The following is a 24,226-nucleotide window of genomic DNA, read 5'->3' as shown; positions in this document are numbered from 1 at the left end:
CCCGGTGGTTCGTCGGCACTCACCGATGATGTCGCGGTGTGGCCGCTCAGCGCGGATAGACCGTGAACTTCGGGGCCTTCTCCCCACTCGGCGGCACCCCGTAGTGACGCAGCGTGAACTGCATCATGTCCCGGAACGCGGGGGCCGCGATGGCGCCGCCGCCACCGGAGGCGGTGTGCGCGAAGACCGCGATCACGTAGCGCGGCTTCTCCGCCGGAGCCATCCCGATGAACGAGGCCACCTCGCCGAGCTGCTTGCGCCCGTCGACCAGCCGCCAGCCGGTGCCCGTCTTGCCGGCGACCCGCCACTCGGGGATCGCCGCGGCCTTGCCGGTGGCGTCCTCGACGGTGGTGACCGCCTCCAGGATGTGCCGCAGGGCGGCGGCGTTCTCCGGGCTGAGCACCGACCGGGTGACCGGGGGATCGGTCGGCGTACGCTTCCCGTCCGGCCCGATCACCTCCTTGACCAGGCGCGGCTGCACGTACGTGCCGTTGTTGGCGATCGTCGCGTAGACGGCGGCCATCTGTAGCGGCGTGGCGTCCACGCTGTGCCCGATCGGCACCGACCCGGCCGACGACCCGCTCCACTCGTCGGCCGGCAGCAGCCGCCCGCTGGCCTCGCCGGGCATGCCGACCCGTGTCGGCTCCCCGAGGCCGAAGCGCTTCTGGTAGTCGATGAGGCGTTCGGGGCCGAGCTTGTCGGCGATGTGGATCGTGCCGACGTTCGACGAGTACGCCATCATGCCGGGCAGGCTCATCCGCTTGCCGTCGGCGCGGTGCGTGTCGGAGAACCAGGTGTCGCCCTTCTTGATGCTGTTGGCGATCGGCAGCGTGGTGTCGGGGGTGATCACGCGTTCCTGGAGCGCGGCACCGAAGGTGATCGCCTTGTGCACCGAGCCGGGGTCGACCACGAAGCTGGTGGCCGCGTCCTCCCGGTCGGTCGGGTCGCTCGGCACGGGCTTCGCCGCGTTGTAGGTGGGGTGGCTGGCCTGGGCCAGCACCTCGCCGGAGGGAATCTCGATCACCACGGCGGCACCGGTGCTGCCCTTGCTCTGCGCCATGTGCCGGCTGAGCATCCGCTGCACCATGAACTGCAGGTCGCGGTCGATGGTGAGCCGGAGCGAGCTGCCCGGCCTGGCCTTGGTCGTCTCGCTGTAGCCGCCGGGGATCGGGGCGGCCAGGTCGCCGAGGCCGACCTCGTAGACCCGCTTGCCGTCCTTGCCGCGCAGCACGTCGTCGTAGCGGGCCTCCAGCCCTTCCAGCCCGACCATGTCCTGGCTGGTGAAGCCGAGCAGGTTGGCCGCGAGGTCCCCGCCGGGCACCTCGCGCCGCTCGTCGCGGTGGGTGTAGATGCCGGGCAGCTCCAGCGCGGTGATCTTCCGGGCCCGGTCGATGTCGACCCCCCGGGCGAGGTACTCGAACTGCGAGTCGACGCCGTTGACGCGCTTGCGCGGCTTCATCTTCTCGGCCAGCTCCGAGGCCGGCATGCCGAGCAGCGGGGAGAGCGCCTTTGCGGTGGCCTGCTGATCCTTGACCTGGGTGGGGTCGGCGTAGACGTAGCGGGCCTCGACGCTGTGCGCCAGCGGGGCGCCGTCCCGGTCGTAGATGGCGCCGCGCGCCGCCGGCAGGGTGACGGTATGCAGCCGGTCGGCGACGCCGCCGCCCGCGTACGCCGGGGTCTCCACGGTCTGGAGGACGACCAGCCGGATGCCGATGACGGCGAAGAGCGTCAGGGTGAGCACGGTGCCCAGCCGCAGCCGGCGCCGGGGGTCGGCCAGCCGGGGCGGCTTCGGCGGCTTGCGCGACGGTCGCCGGGCGGCCGGGCGGTCCGGCCGGCGCGCGGGGCGCGCGGCGGTGCGGCGGCGCGGCGCGGGCGGCTCGTCGTCGTGGCGGGGGGTACGCGGCGTGACGGTACGGACGACGCCGGCGCGGCCCGCCGCCTCGCGCCGGCCGGCCCGGCCGGCGCCCGCGCGGCCGCCGTCGAGCACCTGGAGGGCGGGGCGGAACGGGTCGCCGGAGCGGGTGCTGCGCGGCGTGCGGCGCTGGGCGGCGGGGCCGGCGTCGGCGTCGGGCTCGGCGCGCCCGCCGGCGCGCTGCTCGCGCACGGTGCGCCCGCGCGGGGTGTACGCCCGGGCGTCGGAGATGCCACCGACCCCCGGCTCACCGGAGCGCGGTTCGGCGCCCCGGCCACCGGCGTTGCGGGACGAACCGCGCCGGGAGCCTGTGGCGTCCCGGCGCGGTTCCTCCGATCTCGGTGGCACGGTCGTCAGCCTCCCGCGCCCTGCTGGCTGGTGATCGAGGGCTGGCCCTCGGCCGGCTGCGGCACGCCGATCACCTTGCCGTCGGGCAGCCGGATGTACGCCGGCTCGCCGGCCTCCACCAGGCCGAGCTTGCGGGCCCGGGCCTCCAGGTTGCCCGGGGCCTCCGCGTCGGCGATCTCCTTGTTCAGCTGCTGCTGCTCCACGTCGAGCTTGGCCTGCTGCTCCTGGAGCTTCTCCAGGCGGAAGGCGTTCTCGTTGATCTTCGTGTTGACCAGCAGGATGCCGAGCACCCCGCCGACCACCAGCACCAGCACCAGCGCGGCGAAGGGCGCCCGGGGCACCCGCACCGGCGGCGGCGGCGCCACCCGGAGTCGGGGCGGACGCGCCGCGCCGGCGTTCTGCCGCTCGGCCGGCCGCAGCGCGGCGCTGCCCTGGGTCGGGAACTCGCGCGCCCCCCGGGCGCGAGTCTCCTCCTGCCGGTTCGCGCGGTCCGCCCGCGGCGTGCCGGTCCCGATGCGCGTGGCCCGCTCCGCCGCGGTCCGGCCCCCCGACCGCGGTGCGCGCTGCCCGCCGCCGGTGACGTCCCGGCGGTCGCGCTTGTCAATCGTCATGTCCCTCCCCCTCTTCGTCCGTCCCTGTCCCGTCCCCCGGGGTCCGTCGGATCCGTGTCGGATCCTGCGGTCCCCGCCCCTGGCTGGTGCATCGCCTTCACCCGCCGGCGGTACCGTTCGCGGCCGGTACGCCCCTGCTGCGCAGCGTCCGGGTCGAGTCGCTCCGCGGCCCGCAGCCGCACCGAGGCGGCGCGCGGGTTCGCGGCGACCTCCGCCTCCCCGGGCAGTTCGGCGCCCCGGCTCAGCAGCCGGAACGTCGGACCGGACCCGGGCAGTTCGACCGGGAGGTCTACCGGGCCCTTGCTGCGGACCCGGTCGCTGAGCGCCGCCTTGGTGAGCCGGTCCTCCAGCGAGTGGTAGGACAGGACCACCATGCGGCCGCCCACGTTGAGCTTGTCGAGCGCGGCTGGCAGTGCCGTCTCCAGCGCTGCCAGCTCCTTGTTTACCTCGATCCGTAAAGCCTGAAACGTTCTCTTGGCCGGGTGTCCCCCGGTTCGTCGCGCCGGTGCCGGAATGGACTCCCTGACCAGTTCCGCCAGCCGCGCCGACGAGGTGATCCGGGCCCGCTCGCGCTCGCGGATGATCGCCGAGGCGATCCGGCCCGCGAACTTCTCCTCGCCGTAGACCCGCAGCACCCGGGCCAGGTCCGGGTGCGGGTAGGTGTTGACCACCTCCTCGGCGGTCACCCCCCGGGTCTGGTCCATCCGCATGTCCAGCGGGGCGTCCTGCGCGTAGGCGAACCCGCGGTCGGGTGCGTCGAGTTGCAGGCTGGAGACGCCCAGGTCGAACAGGATCCCGTCGATGCCCGGGTAGCCCAGCCGGTCGAGCACCTCCGGCAGCTCGTCGTAGACGGCGTGCTCCAGGTGGACCCGGTCGGCGAAGCGGGCCAACCGGACGCGCGCGTGGGCGAGCGCCTCGGTGTCCCGGTCGAGCCCGATCAGCACCGTCTCCGGATGCGCCTCGAGAACCGCCTCGGCGTGCCCGGCCAGCCCCAGCGTCGCGTCGACGTGGACCGTCCGCCCGCCCCGGCCCAGCGCGGGGGCCAGCAACTCGAGACACCGCTCGAGCAGCACCGGCACGTGCGTACCGCGTAGCTCCCCCATGTCGACCCCCACTGGTGTGAAACCCTCGTCCTTCATGCGTCCGTCGTCGGACGACGCCGTGCCGTCGTACCGCCAGATCCCCATCCGCTCCCGCCCGTCGGAGGCCGCGGCCCTCCGATCGGATCGTGCGCCTGGCACCGGGGAAGGGGTGCCAGGAACTCGAAAGCGGGTGGAGATCTCGCAGTACGTCGGGCGTCGTCACGCCCTACAGACCGCTGGGCAGCACCCCCTCCTCGATGTCGGCGAAGTCGTCTTCGCTCTCTGCGAGGTAGGACTCCCAGGCAGCCTTGTCCCAGATCTCCACCCGGGTGCTCGCGCCGATCACGACCAGGTCCCGGTCGAGTGCGGCGTAGGCCCGCAGGTGGGCCGGGATCGTCACCCGGCCCTGCTTGTCGGGCACCTCGTCGTGCGCGCTGGCGAAGAAGACCCGGCTGTAGGCCCGGGCCGCCTTGTTCGTCATCGGCTGCGCGCGCAACTGCTCCGCGATCCGCTGGAACTCGGGCATCGGGAAGGCGTAGAGGCAGCGGTCCTGCCCTTTGGTTATCACGACACCCCCCGCCAGCTCGTCCCGGAACTTCGCTGGAAGGATCAACCGGCCTTTGTCGTCCAGGCGCGGGGTGTGGGTGCCGAGGAACATCGGCCCAACCCCCTCGCCCTTGAGCGGCGTTCGCGGCGCCGCTGACCCCCCGGGCCGGTGGGCCCTCCCGGCCTCACCATTGGGCCCCACTCTACTCCACTTCCCTCCACCCGCAACCAGAATCGCCCGCGTGGCGCGGCGTTTCGGCGCGCAAAACAGCACGTCAACGGGGGTGGAGCGGAGTGGAGGGCCGCAGGGGTCCCGGGGCCGGTCCGCTTTCCGACATAGATCGACTCCGTCCGGCTGAGCGCGCTCCGACCGCCCCGCCGGGCCACCCCGGCCGAACGGTTCGCCGTCGGCGGCGATCTGGCGGGGTCGCCGGTCCGGTAACCTCGCTCGGGTGACGGACGCGAAGATGCCCCTGCGGGCAAAGGTGGCCAGCTCGGTGTCGCGGACCGCCGCGGCGCTGTCGCGGGCCGCGGGGCGCGGTGACGGCTCGGTGATCGGCGGCTGGATCGGCCTGAAGATCGACCCGGACCTGCTGGCCCACCTGTCGGCCGGGCGCGCGATCGCCCTGATCTCCGGCACCAACGGCAAGACCACCACCACCCGGCTCACCGCCGCGGCGGTCGGGGTGCTCGGTCGCGTCGCCACCAACTCGTTCGGCGCCAACATGCCGACCGGGCACACCTCGGCGCTCGCCAAGGCCGGCAGCACGCCCTACGCCGTGCTGGAGGTCGACGAGCACTACCTCGCCCAGGTGCTGGACGCCACCGAGCCGCACGTGGTGGCGCTGCTCAACCTCTCCCGCGACCAGCTCGACCGGGCCAAGGAGGTCGCCATGATGGCGCAGCTCTGGCGCGCCGCGCTGGTCCGGCACACCAACGTACGCATCGTCGCCAACGCCGACGACCCGATGGTGGTGTGGGCCGCCACCCCGCCGCCCAACCACGACCACCGCATCGCCCCGCCGCACGTCACCTGGTTCAGCGCCGGGCAGCGCTGGCACGACGACTCCTGGGTCTGCCCCGAGTGCGGTTCCACCATCCAGCGCTCCGACGACCAGTGGTGGTGCAGCGGCTGCCCGCTGCGTCGGCCCGAGCCGCAGTGGACGGTGGAGGACGACGGCGTGCTCGACCCGACGGGCGCGTGGCACAAGGTCAAGCTCCAACTCCCCGGCAAGGTCAACGTCGGCAACGCCGCGACCGCGCTGGCCGTCGCCGCCGAGTTCGGCGTCCGGCCCGTGGACGCCGTGCTCCAGCTCGGCTCCGTCACCTCCGTCGCGGGCCGCTACGCCCAGGTCGACCGGGACGGGCGCAACATCCGGCTGCTGCTGGCGAAGAACCCGGCCAGCTGGCTGGAGGCCTTCGACATGGCCGACGTCGCCCCGACACTGCTCTCCATCAACGCCCGGGACCCCGACGGGCTGGACACCTCGTGGCTCTTCGACGTCGACTTCGCCCCGCTACGGGGCCGGCAGGTGCTGATCACCGGCGACCGCGCGTACGACCTCGCGGTCCGGCTGGAGGTCAACGACGTGCCCTTCCAGCATGTGCGGACATTCGCCGACGCCGTCCGGTCGGTGCCCCCGGGGCGCCTGGAGGTCATCGCGAACTACACCGCGTTCCAGGACATCCGAGCGGAGTTGGATCGTGTCAACTGAGAGCCTGCGCATCGTCTGGATCTACCCCGACCTGCTCTCCACCTACGGCGACCGGGGCAACGCGCTGATCCTCGCCCGCCGGGCGCGCCAGCGCGGCTTCCCGGTCGAGGTGCTGGAGGTGCGCTCCGACCAGCGCCTGCCCTCCACCGCCGACATCTACCTCATCGGTGGCGGCGAGGACGGCCCGCAGGCGCTCGGCGCGCAGCGGCTGCTCGCCGACGGCGGCCTGCACCGGGCCGTCGCCCAGGGCTCGGTCGTGTTCGGTGTCTGCGCCGGCTACCAGCTCCTCGGCACCTCCTTCTTCGCCAAGGGCACCCTCTGCGCCGGGCTGGAGCTGCTCGACCTCTCCTCCGACCGGGGGCCGACGCGCGCCGTCGGCGAGTTGGCCGGCGAGATCGACCCGCGGCTGGGCGTACCGGCACTGACCGGGTTCGAGAACCACGGTGGGCGTACCCACCTCGGCCCGGGGGTCTCCCCGCTGGCCCGGGTCACCGCCGGGGTCGGCAACGACGGCGCCACCGAGGGGGCGTGGCGGGGCAAGCTGCTCGGCACGTATTCGCACGGCCCGGCACTGGCCCGCAACCCCGCGCTGGCGGACCTGCTGCTGCGCTGGGCCACGGGCGTGCACCAGCTCCCGCCGCTGGACGACACCTGGTCGGACCGGCTGCGCGCCGAGCGCCGCGCCGCGGTGGCCGCCGCCAGGGCATGATCCCGGCCGTCCGGCGGCTGCTGCGCCAGCCGTCGGCCGTCCGCTTCGCCCTGCTGCTGCTCCTGCTCGTCACCTTCGGGGCGGTGCTGCTCATCGTCGACCTGCCCGAGGCGCACCAACTGCCCCGGCTGGCCGACCGGATGGGCGCCCTCGCCCCCGTGGCGGCGATCCTCGGCGGGGCGCTGCTGCTGGTCGCACTGGTCCCCCGGACCTTCATCACGCTCGCCTCGGGGGCGATCTTCGGCGCGCTGGAGGGCGCCGCGTACGCGCTGGGCGCCGCCCTGCTCGCGGCGGCGCTGGGCTTCGCGGTCGGCCGCCTCCTCGGGCGGGAGTTCGTCGCCGAGCGGGTACGCGGCCGGCTGGCCCGGCTGGACGGCTGGTTCGCCCGGCAGAGCGTCCTCGGCGTGATCACCGTACGGCTGCTGCCGATCGCCGGCTTCGGGCTGGTCAGCTACGGCTACGGCACCACCGGCGCCCGGGTCGTGCCGTTCCTCGCGGGCAGCGTGATCGCGTCCGCGCCCACCGCGTTCGGCTACGCGGCGGTGGGCGCGGCGGTCACCTCCCCGGGCGACATGAACTGGTTCGGCGCAGCGCCGGCCGCGCTCGGCCTCGTCGCCAGCGTCGTGCTGATCCGGCGCTGGTGGCGCGCCGAGCGGCAGCGCCGGCTCGGGCCGAGCTGAGGCCCCCCGCACCGCCCCGCGCTGGGCCGCAAGATCGGGCGCGGGGCGGACGCCGCACGGCGGCGGGGCGGGGGCGGGGGCAGGTCGCCCGCGGTTCGCCTCATCCCGCCGGGGAGACCAGCCCCGCCTCGTAGGCCACGATGACGAGGTGCACCCGGTCGCGGGCGCCCAGCTTGCTGAACAGCCGGGCCACGTGCGCCTTGGCGGTGGCCGCGCTGATCACCAGCTCGGCGGCGATCTCGCCGTTGGACAGGCCCCGGCCGACGAGCGTCAGCACCTCGCGCTCCCGCTCGGTGACGCCGTCGAGAGCCCGGGTCGGGGCGGCGGGGGCCGGTCGGCGGGCGAACTCGGCGATGAGCCGGCGGGTGACCCCCGGGGCGATCAGCGCGTCCCCGGCGGCGACCACCCGGACGGCGCCCAGGATGTCGTCCAGCGCCATGTCCTTGACCAGGAACCCGCTCGCGCCGGCGCGCAGCGCGGCGTGCACGTGTGCGTCGTCGTCGAAGGTGGTGAGCACGAGGACGCGGGTGACGCCGCCGTGCGCGGTGATCGCGCGGGTGGCCTGGATGCCGTCCATGCCGGGCATCCGCAGGTCCATCAGCACCACGTCCGGCACGACCTCGCGGGCCAGCCGTACCGCCTCGGCCCCCGTGCCCGCCTCGCCGACGACGTCGATGTCGGGGGCGTCGGCGATGAGCACCCGCAGGCCGGCGCGGACCAGTGGCTGGTCGTCGACGAGCAGCACCCGGACGCTCACCGCTCCCCCGCCCCGGTCCGCGACCCGGCCGGCTCCACCGCCGCCGGCGACACCGGTGATGCCGCCGTCGCCGCCGTCGCCGCCGTCGCCGTCGGCCCCGGCAGCCCCGCCGGTGATGCCGCCGTCGGCGTCGGCAGCCACGCCGCCACCCGGAAGCCGCCCGCCGGGCGCGGCCCGGCGTGGAACCGCCCGCCGGTGAGGGCGACCCGTTCCCGCATGCCGACGATGCCGTGTCCCTCGCCGCCGACCGCGCCGCCCCGGCCGTCGTCGACGACCTCCACCGCGACCTCGTCGGGACCGTACGTGACGGTGACCCGGCACCGGTCGCTGCCCGCGTGTCGTACCACGTTGGTGAGCGCCTCCTGCACGATGCGGAACGCGGCGAGGTCGACCTCGGCCGGGACCGGCCGCCGTTCGCCGCCGCGCCGCAGGTCCACCCGCACCCCGGCGTCGGCGGCGGCCGTGACCAGCCGGTCGAGGTCGGCCAGCCCGGGCGTCGGATCCAGCGACGCCGACTCCGACTGGGGGCGGCGCAGCGCGCCGAGCGTACGCCGAAGGCCGGCCAGGGTGTCGCGGCTGGTCGCCTCGATGGTGGCCAGCGCGGCGCGCGCCTGGGCCGGCTGGGTGTCGATGACCCGGGCCCCCACGCCGGCCTGGATGGCGATCACCCCGATGCTGTGGGCGACCATGTCGTGCAGTTCGCGGGCGATGCGCAGCCGCTCGGCGGTGACCGCCTCGGCGGCGGCGTGCGACCGCAGCGCCTCGGCGTAGCCGCGCCGGGCCCGCACGGAGTTACCGACCGTCCACGCGGTGACGACCGCCAACACGGAGAGCGTGGCCCGGCTCACCGGGTCGGTGGAGGGGTTCACGAAGCTCGCGGTGATCTGCACGGCGAGCGCCACGACGGCCACCGGCACCGAGACGCGGCGGGACCTCCCCGCCGCGATCAGCCCCACCACCAGGTCGACAGCCAGGAACTGCGCGTACCAGATGTCGGTCAGGTAGCCGTCCTCGGGGACGTTGACGACCACGGTGACCACGCACGCCGCGACCAGCATCAGCGCCAGGGCCAGCACCGGCCGGCGCCGCAGCAGGCCGGCGGGCGGGGCCACGGCCAGCAGCGGAACCAGGTAGCGCTCGGCGAGCCACCAGTCGCCGAACCCCACGCCGTTGCGGCTCGACGCCACGACCGGGGCCATCAGCACGGCGACCGGCAGCACCGCGACGCCGAGCCAGGGCAGTACCGCCCGCGCCGACGCCGGGGCGCGGCGCGGCGGCGGCGCGGTCGCATCCATGCCGCACACGGTAGCCAGCCCACCGCCGCCCGGGCATCGGCCCGCGGGCGTACGCCCCGGGGCGGGTCGCCGGCCGCCGGATGTGCCCGCCGGGGCGACGCCGCGACGGCCGTCACCCGGCAGCGTGGGTGAAGTGATCGAACTGAACGCCCTGACGAGACGGTACGGCCGCACGACGGCCGTCGACGACCTCACCCTGACCGTGCGCCCCGGCCACGTGACCGGGTTCCTGGGCCCCAACGGGGCCGGCAAGTCCACCACGCTACGGATGATCATCGGGCTCACCGAACCGACCAGCGGCACCGTCACCGTGGACGGGGTCCGGTTCGCCGACCGACCGCGCGGGCTGCGTCACGCCGGCGCGCTGCTGGACGCCGGCGACGTGCACGGCGGGCGCAGCGCCGTCGCGCACCTGTGGGCCCTGGCCCGCAGCAACGGCATCGCGCGTGGCCGGGTCGACGAGGTGCTGCGGGAGGTGGGGCTGTCGGCCGCCGCGCGGCGGCGCATCGGCGGCTTCTCCCTCGGCATGCGGCAGCGGCTCGGGATCGCCGCCGCGCTGCTCGGGGACCCGCCCGTGCTGCTCTTCGACGAGCCGTTCAACGGCCTCGACCCGGAGGGGGTGCGCTGGGTACGGGACCTGTTCCGGCGGCTGGCCGCCGAGGGGCGCACGGTCTTCGTCTCCAGCCACCTGATGAGCGAAATGCAGAACTGCGTCGACCGGCTCGTGGTGATCGGCCGGGGCCGGCTCATCGCCGAACAGAGTCTCGCCGAGTTCGCCGCCGGGAGCACCCGGGCCGGCGTGTCCGTCCGTACGCCCGACGCGGCGGGCCTGGCCGCCGTGCTGGCGGCGGAGGGCGCGGACGTGCGGCCGGGCGACGCCGGCGCGCTGATCGTGACCGGCCTGACGGCCGCGCGCATCGGCGACCTCGCGCTCGCCCACCGCATCGGGCTGCACGAGTTGAGCACCCGCACGGCCTCGCTGGAGGACGCCTTCATGGCGCTCACCGCCGACAGCGTGGAGTACCTCGCCGGGGAGGGGATCCGATGACCGCCGTGACCGGGGCGACCCGCCGACCGACCGTGACCGGGCCACCGGCCCGGTTCCGCGACCTGCTGGCCGCCGAGTGGATCAAGCTGTGGTCGCTGCGCTCGACCCGCTGGACGCTGCCCCTGGTCCTCCTGTTCGTGGTGGGGGTCAGCGTCAACGCCAGCCTCGCCGACCACCGGAACTGGCCGGCGTACCCGGAGGGGCGCCGGGAGATGTTCCGCCTGTACGGGCCGGTGCGCGACGCCTTCCCCGAGGCCGGCTACCTGCTGCTGATCCTCGTCTCGGCCACCGTCGGCGCGCTGACGATCGTCGGCGAGCACCAGAGCGGGCTGATCCGGGCCACGTTCGCCGCCGTCCCGGCCCGCCGCGCGGTGGTCGCGGCGAAGGCCGCCGTACTGGCCGGGGTCATGCTCGTGTTCGGCACGGTCACCGCGGCGACCTCGTTCTGGGTGTCCCAGGCGATCCTCGCCGACCGGGGCGCCGGCTGGTCGATCGGCGAGCCGGGCGTGCTGCGCGCCGTCGCGGCGAGCGCCGTGCTGGTGCCCGTGTGCGCGCTGGTCGGGATGGGTCTGGGCGCGCTCACCCGGCACGCCGCCGGGGCCGTGGCCGCCGCCACGGCGGTGCTCGTGCTGGTGCCGATGGCGGTGGACAGCGACGAGCACCGGTGGATCGCCGAGGCGTACAACGCCCTGCCGCTCACCGCCTGGCTACGACTGATCGAGGTGCACCCCGACGTCCTCAACCCGGACCCGTACCCGGCCACCGTCACCGGCTCCTGGCTGACCCTGGCCGCTTGGTCCGTGGCCGCGACCCTGACGGCCGTGACCCTCACCCACCGCCGCGACCCCTGATCCAGGTCGGCCGCGCCGATCATGCAGTCGTGGTGCCCGACTCATCCGGGTCCGGGGACTTCGCCCCCACCACGACTGCATGATCGACCCACAGGAAGATCAGGCCACTACGGAGACCATGCGGCCCTTGATGACGATGACCTTGCGGGGTTCCTTGCCGGCCAGCGACGACGCGACCGCCTCCAGGGCCGCCGCGCGGACGGTCTCCTCGGACGCGTCGGCGGGGACCTCGACGCGGCCGCGCACCTTGCCGTTGATCTGCACCGGATACGTCACCGTCTCCGCCACCAGCAGCGCCGGGTCGGCGGTCGGGAAGTCCGCGTACGTCAGGGAGGTGTCGTGCCCCAGCCGCCGCCACAGTTCCTCGGCCACGTGCGGGGCGAACGGCGCCAGCATCAGCACCAGCGGCTCGGCCACCTCGCGCGGGGTCTCCGCCAGCCGGGTCAGCCCGTTGGTCAGCTCGATCAGCTTCGCGATCGCGGTGTTGAACCGGATCGCCTCCATGTCGCCGCGGACCCCGTCGACCACCTTGTGCAGCAGCCGCCGCGTCGCGTCGTCGGCGGGGGCGTCGGTGACCCGCAGCGCGCCGGTCTGCTCGTCGACGACCGCCCGCCAGACCCGCTGCAGGAACCGGTACGACCCGACGACCGCACGGGTCTCCCACGGGCGGGACACCTCCAGCGGGCCCATCGACATCTCGTAGACGCGGAACGTGTCCGCCCCGTACGCGGCGCACATCTCGTCCGGCGTGACCACGTTCTTCAGGGACTTGCCCATCTTGCCGTACTCGCGGTTGACCTGGGTGTCGCCCAGGTAGAAGCCACCGTCGCGCTCGGTGACCTCCTCGGCCGGCACGTAGGCGCCCCGGGCGTCGGTGTACGCGTACGCCTGGATGTAGCCCTGGTTGAACAGCTTGCGGAACGGCTCGAACGACGAGACGTGCCCCAGGTCGTACAGCACCTTGTGCCAGAAGCGGGCGTACAGCAGGTGCAGCACGGCGTGCTCGGCGCCGCCGACGTACAGGTCGGTGCCACCGCAGTCGCCCTCGCCGCGCGGCCCCATCCAGTACGCCTCGTTCTCCGCGTCGACGAAGCGCTGCGAGTTGGTCGGGTCCAGGTAGCGCAGCTCGTACCAGCAGGAGCCGGCCCACTGCGGCATCACGTTGGTCTCGCGGGTGTAGCGCTTCGGGCCGTCGCCCAGGTCCAGCTCCACCTCGACCCAGTCGCGCCGGCGCGACAGCGGCGTCTCCGGGTTGCTGTCGGCGTCCTCCGGGTCGAACGTGCGCGGCGAGAAGTCGTCGACCTCGGGCAGCTCGACCGGCAGCATCTCCTCCGGCAGCGCGATGGCGGCGCCGGTCTCGTCGTACACGATGGGGAACGGCTCGCCCCAGTAGCGCTGCCGGCTGAACAGCCAGTCCCGCAGCCGGTAGGTCACCGCGCCGGTGCCGTGCCCGTTGGCCTCCAGCCACCCGATGGTCGCCGCCTTGGCCTCGGCGACCCCCAGGCCGTCCAGGTCCAGGCCGCGCTCGGGCGCGGCGCTGTTGATCACCGGCCCGTCCCCGGTGTACGCCTTGCCGTCGAAGCCCTCCGCCGGCTGCACGGTACGCACGATCGGCAGCTCGAAGACCTCGGCGAAGGCCCAGTCCCGCTCGTCCTGGCCGGGCACCGCCATGATCGCGCCCGTGCCGTAGCCGGCCAGCACGTAGTCGGCGATGAAGACCGGGACCCGCCCGCCGGTGACCGGGTTGGTGGCGTACGCGCCGACGAAGACGCCCGTCTTCTCCTTCGTGTCGGCCTGCCGCTCGACGTCGGTCTTGGCCGCCGCCGCCTTGCGGTACGCCTCGACGGCGGCGCGCGGGTTGGCGTGCCCGCCGGTCCACGCGTCCTTCGTGCCCTCGGGCCAGGCGGCCGGCGCCAGCGCGTCGACCAGCTCGTGCTCGGGGGCCAGCACCATGTAGGTGGCGCCGAAGATCGTGTCCGGCCGGGTCGTGAACACCCGGATCGGCTCCACGGTGGTCGGGAAGTCGATGTGCGCACCGGTGGAGCGACCGATCCAGTTGCGCTGCATCAGCTTGATCGGCTCGGGCCAGTCCAGCGTGTCCAGGTCGTCCAGCAGCCGGTCGCCGTACGCGGTGATCCGCATCATCCACTGCTTCAGGTTGCGCTTGAAGACCGGGAAGTTGCCCCGCTCGGAGCGGCCGTCGGCGGTGACCTCCTCGTTGGCCAGCACCGTGCCCAGCCCCGGGCACCAGTTGACCGGCGCCTGCGAGACGTACGCCAGCCGGTGGTCGTCGACGACGGCCCGGCGCTCGGCGACGGACAGCTCCGCCCACGGCCGGCCGTCGGGGGTCGGCCGGTTGCCGCCCTCGAACTCGGCGATCAGCTCGGCGATCGGGCGGGCCCGCTTCGCGTCCGTGTCGTACCAGGAGTTGAAGACCTGCAGGAAGATCCACTGCGTCCAGCGGTAGAAGTCGGTGTCGATGGTGGCCACCGAGCGGCGCTCGTCGTGGGCCAGGCCCAGCCGGCGCAGCTGCGCCTTGTAGCGCTCGATGTTCGCCACCGTGGTGGTGCGCGGGTGGGTGCCGGTCTGCACCGCGTACTGCTCGGCGGGCAGGCCGAACGCGTCGAAGCCCATCGCGTGCAGCACGTTGCGCCCGGCCATCCGCTGGTAGCGGGCGAAGCAGTCGGTGCCGATGTAGCCCAGGGGGTGCCCGACGTGCAGGCCCGCGCCCGACGGGTACGGGAACATGTCCAGGACGTACAGCTTCTCCGCCCCGGCGCGGGGGTGACCGGGGTCGGCCAGCGGGCCGGTCGGGTTCGGGGCGTGGAACGTCCCCTCCCGCGCCCAGACGTCCTGCCAGCGCTGCTCGATCTCCTCGGCCAGGGCCGCGGTGTACCGGAACGGGGGAATGTCGGCCGGTGCTGCCTCACTCATGGCGTCTCCTCGCTTCGCTCGTCGCCGCCGGCCACGCCACGGCCGGGCTGGGTGCTGACCTCGCTCGGCGCGGTCATGTCGGTCTGGCTCGGTCCTGTCCGCACCCGGCGCCGTGCCGCCCGAGGGCCGGCGCCGGTGCCGGGGCCGACCGCCGGGGCGTCCGGCGGAGGGCACAAAAAAGCCCCTCGCGCAGGAGGGGCCGCCGTGCTGTCGCGCGTCAGCGCATCAGCACGGCCCGGTAAGAAGCAGGAAGAATCCGGCCATGACCGGGAGTGTACCCCGCCGTCCGCTCCCGCACGTGGCCCGCCACCACGGGTCGGGACGGACGGCCGGCGCGTACGCGTCACGGCAGCCCTTCGTGATCATGGATCGCACCGAGAGCGACCACCGATTCCCCCGACCCGGCGAATATTCGGTGCGTAACCGACCGTCTACCTGCGGGGGTCGGCGGCAGCGACAAACATGGTTAGCCTGAGAGACCAGTGAGATTTCTGCGGCAGACGAGGCTCGGCGTCGCGAACCCTACGGCGGGTCCAGCTGCTCTATACAGAGCTGCCGTCCGGCGACGAGGAGGAGGCCCGTGACACAACAGACCTGGGACGAGGTGGGCGGCCTGTTGCCGCACGACGAGTTCCGCGCCGCCAGCGAAGCCATCGTGTCGAACATCGAGCAGGTCATCGAGGGCAAGACCGCCACCGTGCGGCTCGCCCTGGCCGTCCTGCTCGCCGAGGGCCACCTGCTCATCGAGGACGTGCCCGGCGTCGGCAAGACCAAGCTCGCCAAGGCCATGGCCCGCTCGATCGACTGCTCCGTGCGCCGCATCCAGTTCACCCCCGACCTGCTGCCCAGCGACGTCACGGGCGTCAGCGTCTACAACCAGGAGACGCACGACTTCGAGTTCCGCCCCGGCGCGGTCTTCGCCAACCTGGTCGTCGGCGACGAGATCAACCGCGCCTCGCCGAAGACGCAGTCCGCGTTGCTGGAGTGCATGGAGGAGCGCCAGGTCACCGTCGACGGCGTCACCTACCACCTCCAGACGCCGTTCATGGTCGTCGCGACGCAGAACCCGATCGAGATGGAGGGCACCTATCCCCTCCCCGAGGCGCAGCGCGACCGGTTCACCGCCCGCATCGCGATGGGCTACCCGGACCCTCGCGCCGAGCTGGCGATGCTCGACGGGCACGGCGCCACGGACCCGCTGGACGAGCTGCGGCCGGTCTCCGACGCCAACACCGTGCGGCAGCTGATCGGCCACGTCCGCCAGGTGCACGTCGCCGACGCGGTCAAGCAGTACGCGATCGACCTGGTCACCGCCACCCGCGAGGCCGCCGACCTGCGCCTCGGGGCATCCCCCCGGGCCACCCTCCAGCTGCTGCGCACCGCCCGCGCGGTGGCCGCCCTGGAGGGGCGCGACTACGTCCTGCCCGACGATCTCCAGGTGCTGGCCGTGCCGGTGCTCGCGCACCGGATCATCCCCACCGCCGACGCCCAGCTCGCCCGGCGTACGACCGACGCGATCGTCTCCGAGCTGGTGCACCGGCTGCCGCTGCCGCACGACCGCGGGCGCTCCCCGTACGACACCCGCCCGACGGGCGAGGGCAACGGCCGAGCCACGTACGAGCCGCGGGGGCGGTGACGTGCGCGACGGGCTGCGAGGGCTGACCACCCGCGGCCGTTCCTTCCTGGCGGCCGCGGTCGCGGCGGCGGTCTCGGCCGGCATCCTCGGCGAGAAGGACCTGCTCCGGGTGGCCGTGCTGCTGGCCATCCTGCCGCTGCTGGCGGCGGCCTACGTCGGGCGCAGCCGCTACAAGCTGGCCTGCAACCGGTCGCTGGACCCGCACCGGGTGCCCGTCGGGGCGAGTTCCCGGGTGGTGCTGCGGTTGCAGAACATGTCCCGGCTGCCCACCGGCACCCTGCTGCTGGAGGACCGGCTGCCGTACGCGCTGGGCAGCCGGCCCCGCGTGGTGCTGGAGCGGCTCGGCGCCCACCAGGCCAGCTCGGTGGCCTACACGGTGCGCGCCGACGTGCGGGGGCGCTACGAGGTGGGCCCGCTGGTGGTTCGGATGACCGACCCGTTCGGGCTGTGCGAGCTGAGCCGCGCGTTCCCGAGCACCGATCACCTGACCGTCATCCCGCAGGTCACCCCGCTGCCCTCGGTGCGTCTGCCCGGCGAGTACGCCGGCAGCGGCGACAGCCGGGCCCGCTCCGTCGCCGTGCACGGCGAGGACGACGCCGCCACCCGGGAGTACCGGATGGGTGACGACCTGCGCCGGGTGCACTGGAAGTCGACCGCGCGCACCGGCGAGCTGATGGTGCGCCGGGAGGAGCAGCCCTGGGAGAGCCGGGCCACCGTCGTGCTGGACACCCGCGCGTACGGCCACCGCGGCGACGGGCCGACGGCCTCCTTCGAGTGGGCGGTCTCCGCCGCGGCGAGCATCGCGGTGCACCTGCGGCAGGCCGGCTACAAGCTGCGTCTGGTCACCGGCTCCGGCGCCGACGTGGACGCCTCCGAGGCGACCGGCGACGGGGTGCTCCTCGACCACCTCGCCGAGGTGCGGCTCGACAAGAAGGGCGAGCTCACCACCCTGGTGCAGCGGGTGCGGCAACGGGCGGACGGCGGCCTGATCATCGGGCTGTTCGGCTCGGTGAGCACGGCCGAGGCGGAGCTGCTGGCCGGGCTGCGCGGCAACGGCGCCACCTGCGTCGGCTTCCTGCTCGACAGCTCCACCTGGCTCAACCTGCCCGCCAAGGCCCGGGCCGAGGCCGAACACGCGCACGGCGCCGCCGCGCTGGCCATGTTGCAGAGCGGCTGGCGGGTCATCGGGGTCGACCACGGCACGCTGCTGCCCGCGCTGTGGCCGCAGGCGGCCCGTGGTTCGCAGGGCTTCGCGCTGCGGGCGGCCATGGCCGAGACGGTGGCCGGCGGCATGCGATGAACGGAAGGGTCCCCTCATGATCGCCCACCGGAACCTGGGCTTCGTGGCCGCCGTGGCGACGCTGCTCGCCGCCGCGCCGCTGTCGGCCATCTTCGAACGCTGGACGTGGCTGATCCAGGCGACGATCGCGGTGGCGGTGGTCGCCGCCGTCGCCGCGCTCGCCCGGGCGGCGCGGGTTCCGCTCTGGGGCCAGGCGCTGGGCATGCTGGCCGGCCTGACGCTGGCCCTGACCTGGCTCTTTCCCGGCGGCGGCGAGCTGCTGGGCATCGTGCCCACCCCGTCGACCCTCACGCACTTCGGCGAACTGCTCGACAACTCGCTGGAGGACATGCGCTCCTACGGCGTCAAGGTGCCCGACACCGATCCGCTGCTGTTCGTCACGGTCCTCGGGATCGGCGGGGTGGCCGTGGTGGTCGACGTACTCGCCGTCGGGCTGCGTCGCCCGGCGCTGGCCGGGCTGCCGATGCTGGCGATCTACTCGGTGCCCGTCGCGGTCTACGTGGACAGCGTCCCGGCGGTGCCGTTCGTCGTCGGCGCCGCCGGCTTCCTCTGGCTGCTGGTCACCGACAACGTCGAGCGGGTCCGCCGGTTCGGCCGGCGGTTCACCGGCGACGGGCGCGACGTCGACGTCTGGGAGGCGTCGCCGCTGGCCGCCGCCGGGCGGCGGCTGGCCGCGGTGGGGGTGGCACTGGCCGTGCTGCTGCCGCTGGCCGTACCGGGCATGACGGGCGGGCTGCTCGACACGCTGGGCGCGGGGTCGGGCAACGGCAACGGGCGCCCCGGGCAGGGCGGGACCGGCCGGATCGACCTCTTCGCGGCGCTGAGCGGGCAGCTCAACCAGTCCGAGGTCGCCGACCTGGTCAAGGTCACCACGAACGAGCCCAACCCCTTCTACCTGCGTTTCGGGGTGGCCGACAAGCTCACGCCGAGCGGCTTCCGCGAAGGCACCCCCACGGGGCGCCCCGTCGACGACCTGCCGGCGCCGTCCGCGCGGGGCGCGGAGCAGCGGAAGTACCAGGCCACGGTCGAGGTGACGAAGAACCTCACCATGCCGCTGCTGCCGGTCTACACCGAACCGGTGCGCACCGAGGAACTCAACGGCAACTGGGCGTACGACCCGAGCCTCCAGGTGATCTTCTCCAACCGGGACAACTCACGCGACCGGCGCTACGCGTTCGAGTACGTGCGCTCGACCTACACGCCGGCGGCCCTGCGCCGGTCGCCGCCGCTGCCGGCCGACCACGCCGTACGGCGCCTGCACCCCACCCCGCCGCCGGTGCCCGAGGTCGAGGAGCTGGTCTCCACGCTGGTGCGGGGCAAGGACACCGAGTACGACAAGGTCCGCGCGATCTACGACCACTTCTCCTCGGACAACGGCTTCACCTACTCGCTGAGCACCAAGGGCGGCACCAGCGGGCGGGAGATCGTCGACTTCCTCGACAACAAGGTCGGCTTCTGCCAGCAGTACGCCGCCGCGATGACGTGGCTCGTCCGGGCCGCCGGCATCCCGGCGCGGGTGGCGTTCGGCTTCGCCAACGGCAGCAACTCCAGCGAGGGCACGTACACCCTGACGAACCGCAACCTGCACGCCTGGACGGAGGTCTACTTCAACGAGGTCGGCTGGGTGCCGTTCGACGCCACCCCCGCGTACGGCGTGCAGGGCTCGACCCGCTCGGCCTGGGCGCCGGACATCGACGCCCCGGAGGAGCAGGCGCCGGCCCCCGGCACGTCGAGTGCCCCCGGCGGCGCCGACCCGTCGGCCGGCCCGGCTTCGCCGGAGGGTCCCGAGGAGGACTTCGACTCCGGTCTGGCCCTCGGCGACGCGGCGGCGACCGAGCAGCGTCCGGTCTGGCCCTGGTACGCCGCCGGTGCGGTGCTGGCCCTGCTCGTCCTGCTCGCCCTGCCGGCCCTGCGGCGGGCGGCCCTGCGCCGGCGGCGCAGCGGCCCGGCGGCCCCGGCCGCGACGCCGGTACGCCCCGAGGCGGCCGGCGACGCGCCCGCGGACGGGCGGCGCATGGTGGTGCTGGCGGACGCGGAGCGGGCGCGGGCGGACGCGCACGCCGCCTGGGACGAACTGCTCGACACGCTGGTGGACTACCGGGTCCGGATCGACCGCACGGAGACCCCCAGGGCGACCGCCGGTCGGCTGTCCCGGGAGGCGCTCACGGCCGACGCGGAGGCGGTCACGGCGGTGGGCCTGCTCGGCCGCGCCGAGGAACGCGCCCGCTACGCCCGTGACCCGCTGACCGGCGAGCAGCTCCTGCCTGCCCTGCGCGCCGTACGCGCCGCGCTCGCCGCGCGGGCCGACCGGCGCACCCGCCTGGTGGCGGCGGTGCTGCCGCCGTCGGTGCTGCTGCGCTGGCGCACGGGCACGGCCGAGGCGTCGTCCCGGCTGGTGGCGGCGGGCGGACGGGCCCGGCACCGGTTGCTGCGCTGGAGCCCGCGTCGCCTGCTGACCGACCGAGTGGCCCGCTGACCGACGGCCGAACGGGCCGGTAGGGCGTCCTCGCCCTACCGGCCCGTCGCGTTCGCGGGGCCCGCGCCGGGACGGGTGCCCCTTGCCGGGCTGTCGGGAGCCGACCGGCCCAGCGCGAACCGGACGACGGGGGCTGGCAGGACGCACGCGGGCCGGGCCGGAACATGCGAGGAGGCACGCCGAGGGCGTGCGGAATCGTCAGGGGCCGCCGGGCGTGCCGGCGGCCGAATCGTCGGCGCGGCCCGACTCAGTGCCGGGCCGGACTCAGCGGTAGGCCCGACTCAGTGTCGGGCCGGGCTCAGCGGTGTCCCTCCGGGCGCTGCCGCCACCGGTCCTCCATCCGATCCAGGATCGAGGGCCGGCGACCCGACCGGCCTTTGGGGCGACGACGACTCGTCGTCCCGCCGACGACGTGCAGGTCAGGTGACTGCGCCCGACGATGCGACTGCACCGCGAGCGCGGCCGAGGCCAGCATGACGACGAAACCCGCCACTGCCAGCGGCGGAAGCTTGATCACCGCGCCGTAGACCAACAGCGCCAGCCCAGCGATCAGCACGCCGGCAGCGACGAGCAGGCGACGCCGCGCGTGGAAGCGCGGATCGCTGGCGCGCACGGCCGAGGCGAATTTGGGGTCCTCGGCAAGCGACCGCTCGATCTGCTCGAACAGCCGCTGCTCGTGCTCCGAGAGCGGCACGGCACTCCTCCCCGGTCACGTTGGTCGGCCCGGGCGGGCCGACAGACCGTGGCAGCCAACCGGCTGCTTACCCGCAAGTCTACGAGGGCCCCCGCGCGTCGGAAAGCGGGACGACCTACGGCCGGGGAGGATTTTCATTTCGTCGCCCGTCCCGGGGCCCCAGCAGACTGGCCGGACCTATGACGGACCGCCCGAAACGGGCAGCCGCGGCGTCGGCTGCGGCTTCCGCCTCCCGCCAGCCCCGCTCGGGCGCCCCGAGGGTGAGCTGTCGCGGGGTCTCCTGCGCGGCGGCGAGCCCTTCGACGCGTACGCCGACCAGCCGGATGGGCTCACCGGGGTCGAGCGCGGTGTAGAGCGCCCAGACGGTGTCGAAGATCTCCCTGGCGACGTCGGTCGGCGTGCCGGCCGTGCGGGAGCGGCTGACGGTGCGGAAGTCGGCCAGCCGCACCTTGAGCGACACGGTGCGCCCGACCTGCCCCGCCCGGCGCAGCCGGACGCCGACCTTCTCGGCGAGCGCGAGCAGCGCCCGGCGGATCTCCAGCGGGTCACCCACGTCGACGTCGAAGGTCACCTCGGCGCCGATCGACTTCTCCACGTGCTCCGGACTGACCCGGCGCGGGTCCCGTCCCCAGGCCAGCTCGTGCAGCCCGGTGGCGGCCGCCTCGCCGAGCGCCTTGCGCAGCATGCCCATCGGCGCCGCGGCGAGGTCACCGATCGTGGCCAGGCCCAGCCGGCGCAGCGTCTCGGTGGACCGCTCCCCCACCCCCCACAGCGCCGACACCGGCAGCGGGTGCAGGAAGTCGAGCACCCGGGCGGCCGGGACGACGAGCAGGCCGTCGGGCTTGGCGCGGGTCGAGCCGAGCTTGGCCACGAACTTGCTCGGGGCGACGCCGACCGAGCAGGTCAGCCCCTGCTCGGCGGCGACCCGCTCGCGGATGCGCCGGGCGATGGCGGCCGGCGGGCCGAACAGGCGCCGGGCGCCGGCCACGTCGAGGAACGCCTCGTCCAGGGAGAGCGGCTCGACCAGCGGGGTCACGTCGCGGAAGATCTGCATGACGGCGGTGGAGGCCGCCGAGTATTGCGGGAAGTCGGGCGGCAGGTAGACGGCCTGCGGGCAGAGCGCCCGGGCCCGCGCGGTGGGCATCGCGCTGCGTACGCCGTAGCGCCGGGCCTCGTAGCTGGCGGAGCTCACCACCCCGCGCGGGCCGGTGCCGCCGACCACGACGGGCCGGCCGCGCAGCTCCGGACGGCGCCGGACCTCGACCGAGGCGAAGAAGGCGTCCATGTCGACGTGCAGGATCGGGCAGCCGGAATCGTCGGCGTCCGGCCCGAACCGGGGATCGCCGCCCCGGGGCAACGACTGGCTGCGACCCATCCCCGCAGGCTAGCCCGCACCTGCGACATCCCCGCCCGGCGGGCCGGCGCGTCAGCCGCGTACGACCAGCAGCGGGATCGTCATCTCGGCCGCCGTGTCCGCCCCGTGGTACGCCACCAGCCGGGCGACCGCCGGCGGCTCGGAGCGGGAGGCGGTCACCGCGTACGTGCCGTTGCAGATCACCACCACGTCGCCGATGCGGAGCAGGTGCTCCTCCGCCACCGGGCCGAACCAGCCGGCCGCCACCACCTCGTCGCGCGTACGCACCCGGGCCGCGTCGCCGAGCACCGCCGACCAGGCGGCCACCACGTCGTCCACGGCGCCGGGGGTGACGTGCAGGTAGCGGACCCGGGGCTCCCCGGCGACCACCTCCAGCCCGGCGCGCAGCCGGGGGTCGGTGTCCAGGTCGATGCGGTGCCCGGCCGGGATGTCGAGCTGCCCGTGGTCGGCGGTGACCAGCAGCGCGGCGTCGGGCGGCAGCCCGTCGACGAGCCGGGCCAGCAGCCGGTCCACCTCGGCCGCGGCGATCCGCCAGGGCGCCGAGTCGACGCCCGTGAGGTGGCCGTGCCGGTCCAGGTCGGGGTGGTAGCCGGAGACCAGCGTGGGCCCCGCGCCGGCGGCCAGGGCGGCGAGCATCCGTTCGGCGAGCGCGTCGACGCCGGACGCGCCGCGGTAGTCGCCGCCCCGGTTGGCGGCCAGCGTCAGCCCGCTGCCGCCGAACTCCGGCCGGCTCACCACGGTCACCGCGACCCCGGCGGCACGGGCCCGTTCCAGCTGCGTACGCACCGGCTGCCAGCGCAGCGGCGCCGGATCCGCCGCCCACTCGATGTGGTTGAGCACCCGGTCGGTCCCCGGCACCCGCACCGTGAACCCGAGTACGCCGTGCGCGCCGGGGGCGGCGCCGGTGCCCAGCGTCACCAGGCTGGTCGGCGTGGTCGACGGAAAGCCGGAGGTCAGCTGCCGGCCGGCGGTGGCGGCGAGCCCCGCCAGGGTCGGCGCGTACGGGGCGGCGGTCGGGATCTGGTGCCAGCCGAGGCCGTCGACGAGCAGCACCGCGATCCGGCGTACCCCGGGCAGCGCGGCCCGCAGCCCGAGCGGGTCGACGGCGCCGGGCACGTCGAGCACGGCGAGCGCGGCGGGCAGGACGTCGGCGAGGCTGGCGTCGCCGTAGCGCGGCCCGACGATCTCCAGCGGGTCGGTCACGGGCGGCGGGCGAACAGGTGCAGCTGGGCGGCGAGGTCCCGCCAGGGCGCCCGCGCGGCGAGGGCCCGTTCCAACTCGACCAGGGCGGCCGGCTGTCCGTCGGCGACGGCGGCGGGAAGGAGGTCGGCGAGCACGCGTACGCCGTGGATCTCCTCCACGACGAGCCCGGCGGCGCCGAGCAGCGCGGCGGCGCCGTCGGCGTCGTAACGCCGGCGCAGGGTGTCCCGGCTGACGGCGGTGCCGGCCGGGTCGGCGGCCAGCGCGGCCGCGACGTCCAGGTGCCCGTTCATGGCCCGGCCGAGCACCGCGGCGGCCCGGCCGGCGACCAGCACGCTCGCGGCGCCGCCCGGGCGCAGCGCGGCGGCCAGCGCGGCCACGACCGCCGCCGGGTCGTCGACGACCTCCAGCACGGCGTGACAGAGCACCAGGTCGGCGCTGCCCGGCTCGACCAGGCCGGCGAGCGCGTCGCCGTCGCCCTGCACGGCGCGGACCCGCTCGGCCACGCCGGCCTCCGCGGCCCGGCGGGTCAGCGCGGCGAGCGCGTCGGGGCTGGCGTCGACCACGGTCACCCGGTGCCCGGCCTGGGCCAGCGGCACGGCGAAGCCGCCCGTGCCGCCGCCGACGTCGAGGACGGTCAGCGCGGCGCCGGGACGGCGCTCCAGTTCGGCGCGCAGCACCGACCAGATCACGGCGGTACGGGGGGTCAGCGGCGGCCCGGCGAGCCGGCCTGGGGTCTGCTCCACCCGGTCGAGCCTAGTCACCCGGTCCAGCCGAGCCGAGTCGCACCGGCGGCGACGACCCGGCCGGCTTCCGGACCACGGATGGTCAGGACTCGCCGGTGGCGGCGTCGTCCTCGGCGCGCGAGCGCAGGGCGTTGGCCACCGGGCCCTCGACGATCTCGTACTCGCGCGGTTCGGTGTGGTGGCTCGGGGTCCAACCGGCGCCGAGCCGGGTCCGCCGGGAGTTCGCCACTCCGCCGCTACGGTCGTTGTTTCCCATGATCGTTCGTCCCCCTCGTGCTCACGCGGGCCACTCTGCCCGCGCGAGCTGGAGT

At 74.7% G+C, this 24,226-nt stretch carries 19 protein-coding genes and 1 pseudogene; 8 read left to right on the top strand and 12 right to left on the bottom strand.

The genetic code is table 11. The features are described 5' to 3' along the window. Window positions 1–46 precede the first annotated feature (46 nt). The 4 genes and pseudogenes from GA0070610_RS06855 to mraZ form a co-directional block, all read right to left on the bottom strand. Entirely contained in the window at window positions 47–2,260 is a 2,214-nt protein-coding gene (locus tag GA0070610_RS06855; protein WP_088999235.1) for a peptidoglycan D,D-transpeptidase FtsI family protein, read from the bottom strand. A gap of 5 nt (window positions 2,261–2,265) precedes the next feature. Further along, window positions 2,266–2,871, bottom strand: a complete 606-nt coding sequence (locus GA0070610_RS06850) for a septum formation initiator family protein (RefSeq protein WP_088999234.1) — start codon at window positions 2,869–2,871, stop codon at window positions 2,266–2,268. Continuing rightward, a pseudogene (rsmH, locus tag GA0070610_RS06845) lies at window positions 2,861–3,974 on the bottom strand (16S rRNA (cytosine(1402)-N(4))-methyltransferase RsmH). Before rsmH ends, GA0070610_RS06850 begins: the two are co-directional and overlap by 11 nt. 205 nt (window positions 3,975–4,179) lie before the next feature. Further along, on the bottom strand, window positions 4,180–4,611 hold the full coding sequence (gene mraZ / locus GA0070610_RS06840) for a division/cell wall cluster transcriptional repressor MraZ (RefSeq protein WP_088999233.1): 432 nt from the start codon (window positions 4,609–4,611) through the stop codon (window positions 4,180–4,182). 355 nt (window positions 4,612–4,966) lie between these two features. On the opposite strand from mraZ, the gene GA0070610_RS06835 reads away from it, so the two are divergent. The 3 genes from GA0070610_RS06835 to GA0070610_RS06825 are packed head-to-tail and all read left to right on the top strand — an operon-like array spanning window position 4,967 to window position 7,603. Further along, window positions 4,967–6,214, top strand: coding sequence for a Mur ligase family protein (locus GA0070610_RS06835; RefSeq protein WP_089003330.1), 1,248 nt, complete (start codon window positions 4,967–4,969; stop codon window positions 6,212–6,214). Next, entirely contained in the window at window positions 6,204–6,923 is a 720-nt protein-coding gene (locus tag GA0070610_RS06830; RefSeq protein ID WP_088999232.1) for a type 1 glutamine amidotransferase, read from the top strand. Before GA0070610_RS06835 ends, GA0070610_RS06830 begins: the two co-directional genes overlap by 11 nt. Continuing rightward, window positions 6,920–7,603, top strand: a complete 684-nt coding sequence (locus GA0070610_RS06825; RefSeq protein WP_088999231.1) for a TVP38/TMEM64 family protein — start codon at window positions 6,920–6,922, stop codon at window positions 7,601–7,603. Before GA0070610_RS06830 ends, GA0070610_RS06825 begins: the two co-directional genes overlap by 4 nt. Window positions 7,604–7,703: 100 nt before the next feature. Here GA0070610_RS06825 and GA0070610_RS06820 read toward each other — a convergent pair whose 3' ends face one another. Continuing rightward, window positions 7,704–8,360, bottom strand: a complete 657-nt coding sequence (locus tag GA0070610_RS06820; RefSeq protein ID WP_089003329.1) for a response regulator — start codon at window positions 8,358–8,360, stop codon at window positions 7,704–7,706. Continuing rightward, complete coding sequence (locus GA0070610_RS06815; protein WP_088999230.1) at window positions 8,357–9,655, bottom strand: sensor histidine kinase; 1,299 nt, start codon at window positions 9,653–9,655, stop codon at window positions 8,357–8,359. Before GA0070610_RS06815 ends, GA0070610_RS06820 begins: the two co-directional genes overlap by 4 nt. Window positions 9,656–9,788: 133 nt before the next feature. On the opposite strand from GA0070610_RS06815, the gene GA0070610_RS06810 reads away from it, so the two are divergent. Together GA0070610_RS06810 and GA0070610_RS06805 are read left to right on the top strand one after the other, a co-directional pair. Then, window positions 9,789–10,703, top strand: coding sequence for an ATP-binding cassette domain-containing protein (locus GA0070610_RS06810; RefSeq protein WP_392567292.1), 915 nt, complete (start codon window positions 9,789–9,791; stop codon window positions 10,701–10,703). Then, on the top strand, window positions 10,700–11,554 hold the full coding sequence (locus GA0070610_RS06805; protein WP_088999229.1) for an ABC transporter permease subunit: 855 nt from the start codon (window positions 10,700–10,702) through the stop codon (window positions 11,552–11,554). Before GA0070610_RS06810 ends, GA0070610_RS06805 begins: the two co-directional genes overlap by 4 nt. Window positions 11,555–11,653: 99 nt before the next feature. Here the strand turns inward: GA0070610_RS06805 and leuS are convergent, their stop codons facing one another. After that, entirely contained in the window at window positions 11,654–14,488 is a 2,835-nt protein-coding gene (gene leuS / locus GA0070610_RS06800; protein ID WP_088999228.1) for a leucine--tRNA ligase, read from the bottom strand. Between the two features lie 580 nt (window positions 14,489–15,068). Between leuS and GA0070610_RS06795 the strand changes: the two genes are divergently transcribed. From GA0070610_RS06795 to GA0070610_RS06785, 3 genes are read left to right on the top strand one after another with little or no spacing between them, the layout of a single operon-like run. Further along, entirely contained in the window at window positions 15,069–16,124 is a 1,056-nt protein-coding gene (locus GA0070610_RS06795) for an AAA family ATPase (RefSeq protein ID WP_088999227.1), read from the top strand. A 1-nt stretch (window position 16,125) separates the two neighbouring features. Next, window positions 16,126–17,424: a DUF58 domain-containing protein gene (locus GA0070610_RS06790; protein WP_088999226.1), complete on the top strand. Its 1,299-nt coding sequence runs from the start codon at window positions 16,126–16,128 to the stop codon at window positions 17,422–17,424. Window positions 17,425–17,440: 16 nt separating this feature from the next. After that, on the top strand, window positions 17,441–19,900 hold the full coding sequence (locus GA0070610_RS06785; RefSeq protein ID WP_088999225.1) for a transglutaminase TgpA family protein: 2,460 nt from the start codon (window positions 17,441–17,443) through the stop codon (window positions 19,898–19,900). A gap of 298 nt (window positions 19,901–20,198) precedes the next feature. On the opposite strand, the gene GA0070610_RS06780 is transcribed toward GA0070610_RS06785, so the two are convergent. The 5 genes from GA0070610_RS06780 to GA0070610_RS30845 all read right to left on the bottom strand — a co-directional run bounded on the left by GA0070610_RS06780 (window position 20,199) and on the right by GA0070610_RS30845 (window position 24,171). Next, window positions 20,199–20,594, bottom strand: coding sequence for a DUF3040 domain-containing protein (locus GA0070610_RS06780; RefSeq protein WP_088999224.1), 396 nt, complete (start codon window positions 20,592–20,594; stop codon window positions 20,199–20,201). A 115-nt stretch (window positions 20,595–20,709) separates the two neighbouring features. Then, entirely contained in the window at window positions 20,710–21,969 is a 1,260-nt protein-coding gene (locus GA0070610_RS06775; protein WP_088999223.1) for a DNA polymerase IV, read from the bottom strand. A 51-nt stretch (window positions 21,970–22,020) separates the two neighbouring features. Further along, on the bottom strand, window positions 22,021–23,217 hold the full coding sequence (locus GA0070610_RS06770; protein ID WP_088999222.1) for an alkaline phosphatase family protein: 1,197 nt from the start codon (window positions 23,215–23,217) through the stop codon (window positions 22,021–22,023). Beyond that, a complete protein-coding gene (locus GA0070610_RS06765; RefSeq protein WP_088999221.1) occupies window positions 23,169–23,933 on the bottom strand; it encodes a methyltransferase domain-containing protein in 765 nt (254 codons plus the stop codon). The genes GA0070610_RS06770 and GA0070610_RS06765 overlap by 49 nt, the downstream gene beginning before the upstream one ends. Before the next feature lie 64 nt (window positions 23,934–23,997). After that, entirely contained in the window at window positions 23,998–24,171 is a 174-nt protein-coding gene (locus GA0070610_RS30845) for a hypothetical protein (RefSeq protein ID WP_172896422.1), read from the bottom strand. Window positions 24,172–24,226: the final 55 nt, after the last annotated feature.

The sequence above is a fragment of the Micromonospora echinofusca genome, assembly GCF_900091445.1.
In the GTDB taxonomy this organism is placed as follows: domain Bacteria; phylum Actinomycetota; class Actinomycetes; order Mycobacteriales; family Micromonosporaceae; genus Micromonospora; species Micromonospora echinofusca.
This window is presented reverse-complemented; position numbering and strand designations above follow the sequence as displayed.

What these genes read in the sequence shown, in the direction of transcription:
- GA0070610_RS06850 (WP_088999234.1), bottom strand. Translation starts at nt 2,871, where the DNA reads ATGACGATTGACAAGCGCGACCGCCGGGACGTCACCGGCGGCGGGCAG.
- mraZ (WP_088999233.1), bottom strand. Translation starts at nt 4,611, where the DNA reads ATGTTCCTCGGCACCCACACCCCGCGCCTGGACGACAAAGGCCGGTTG.
- GA0070610_RS06835 (WP_089003330.1), top strand. Translation starts at nt 4,967, where the DNA reads ATGCCCCTGCGGGCAAAGGTGGCCAGCTCGGTGTCGCGGACCGCCGCG.
- GA0070610_RS06825 (WP_088999231.1), top strand. Translation starts at nt 6,920, where the DNA reads ATGATCCCGGCCGTCCGGCGGCTGCTGCGCCAGCCGTCGGCCGTCCGC.
- GA0070610_RS06815 (WP_088999230.1), bottom strand. Translation starts at nt 9,655, where the DNA reads ATGGATGCGACCGCGCCGCCGCCGCGCCGCGCCCCGGCGTCGGCGCGG.
- GA0070610_RS06805 (WP_088999229.1), top strand. Translation starts at nt 10,700, where the DNA reads ATGACCGCCGTGACCGGGGCGACCCGCCGACCGACCGTGACCGGGCCA.
- leuS (WP_088999228.1), bottom strand. Translation starts at nt 14,488, where the DNA reads ATGAGTGAGGCAGCACCGGCCGACATTCCCCCGTTCCGGTACACCGCG.
- GA0070610_RS06785 (WP_088999225.1), top strand. Translation starts at nt 17,441, where the DNA reads ATGATCGCCCACCGGAACCTGGGCTTCGTGGCCGCCGTGGCGACGCTG.
- GA0070610_RS06775 (WP_088999223.1), bottom strand. Translation starts at nt 21,969, where the DNA reads ATGGGTCGCAGCCAGTCGTTGCCCCGGGGCGGCGATCCCCGGTTCGGG.
- GA0070610_RS30845 (WP_172896422.1), bottom strand. Translation starts at nt 24,171, where the DNA reads ATGGGAAACAACGACCGTAGCGGCGGAGTGGCGAACTCCCGGCGGACC.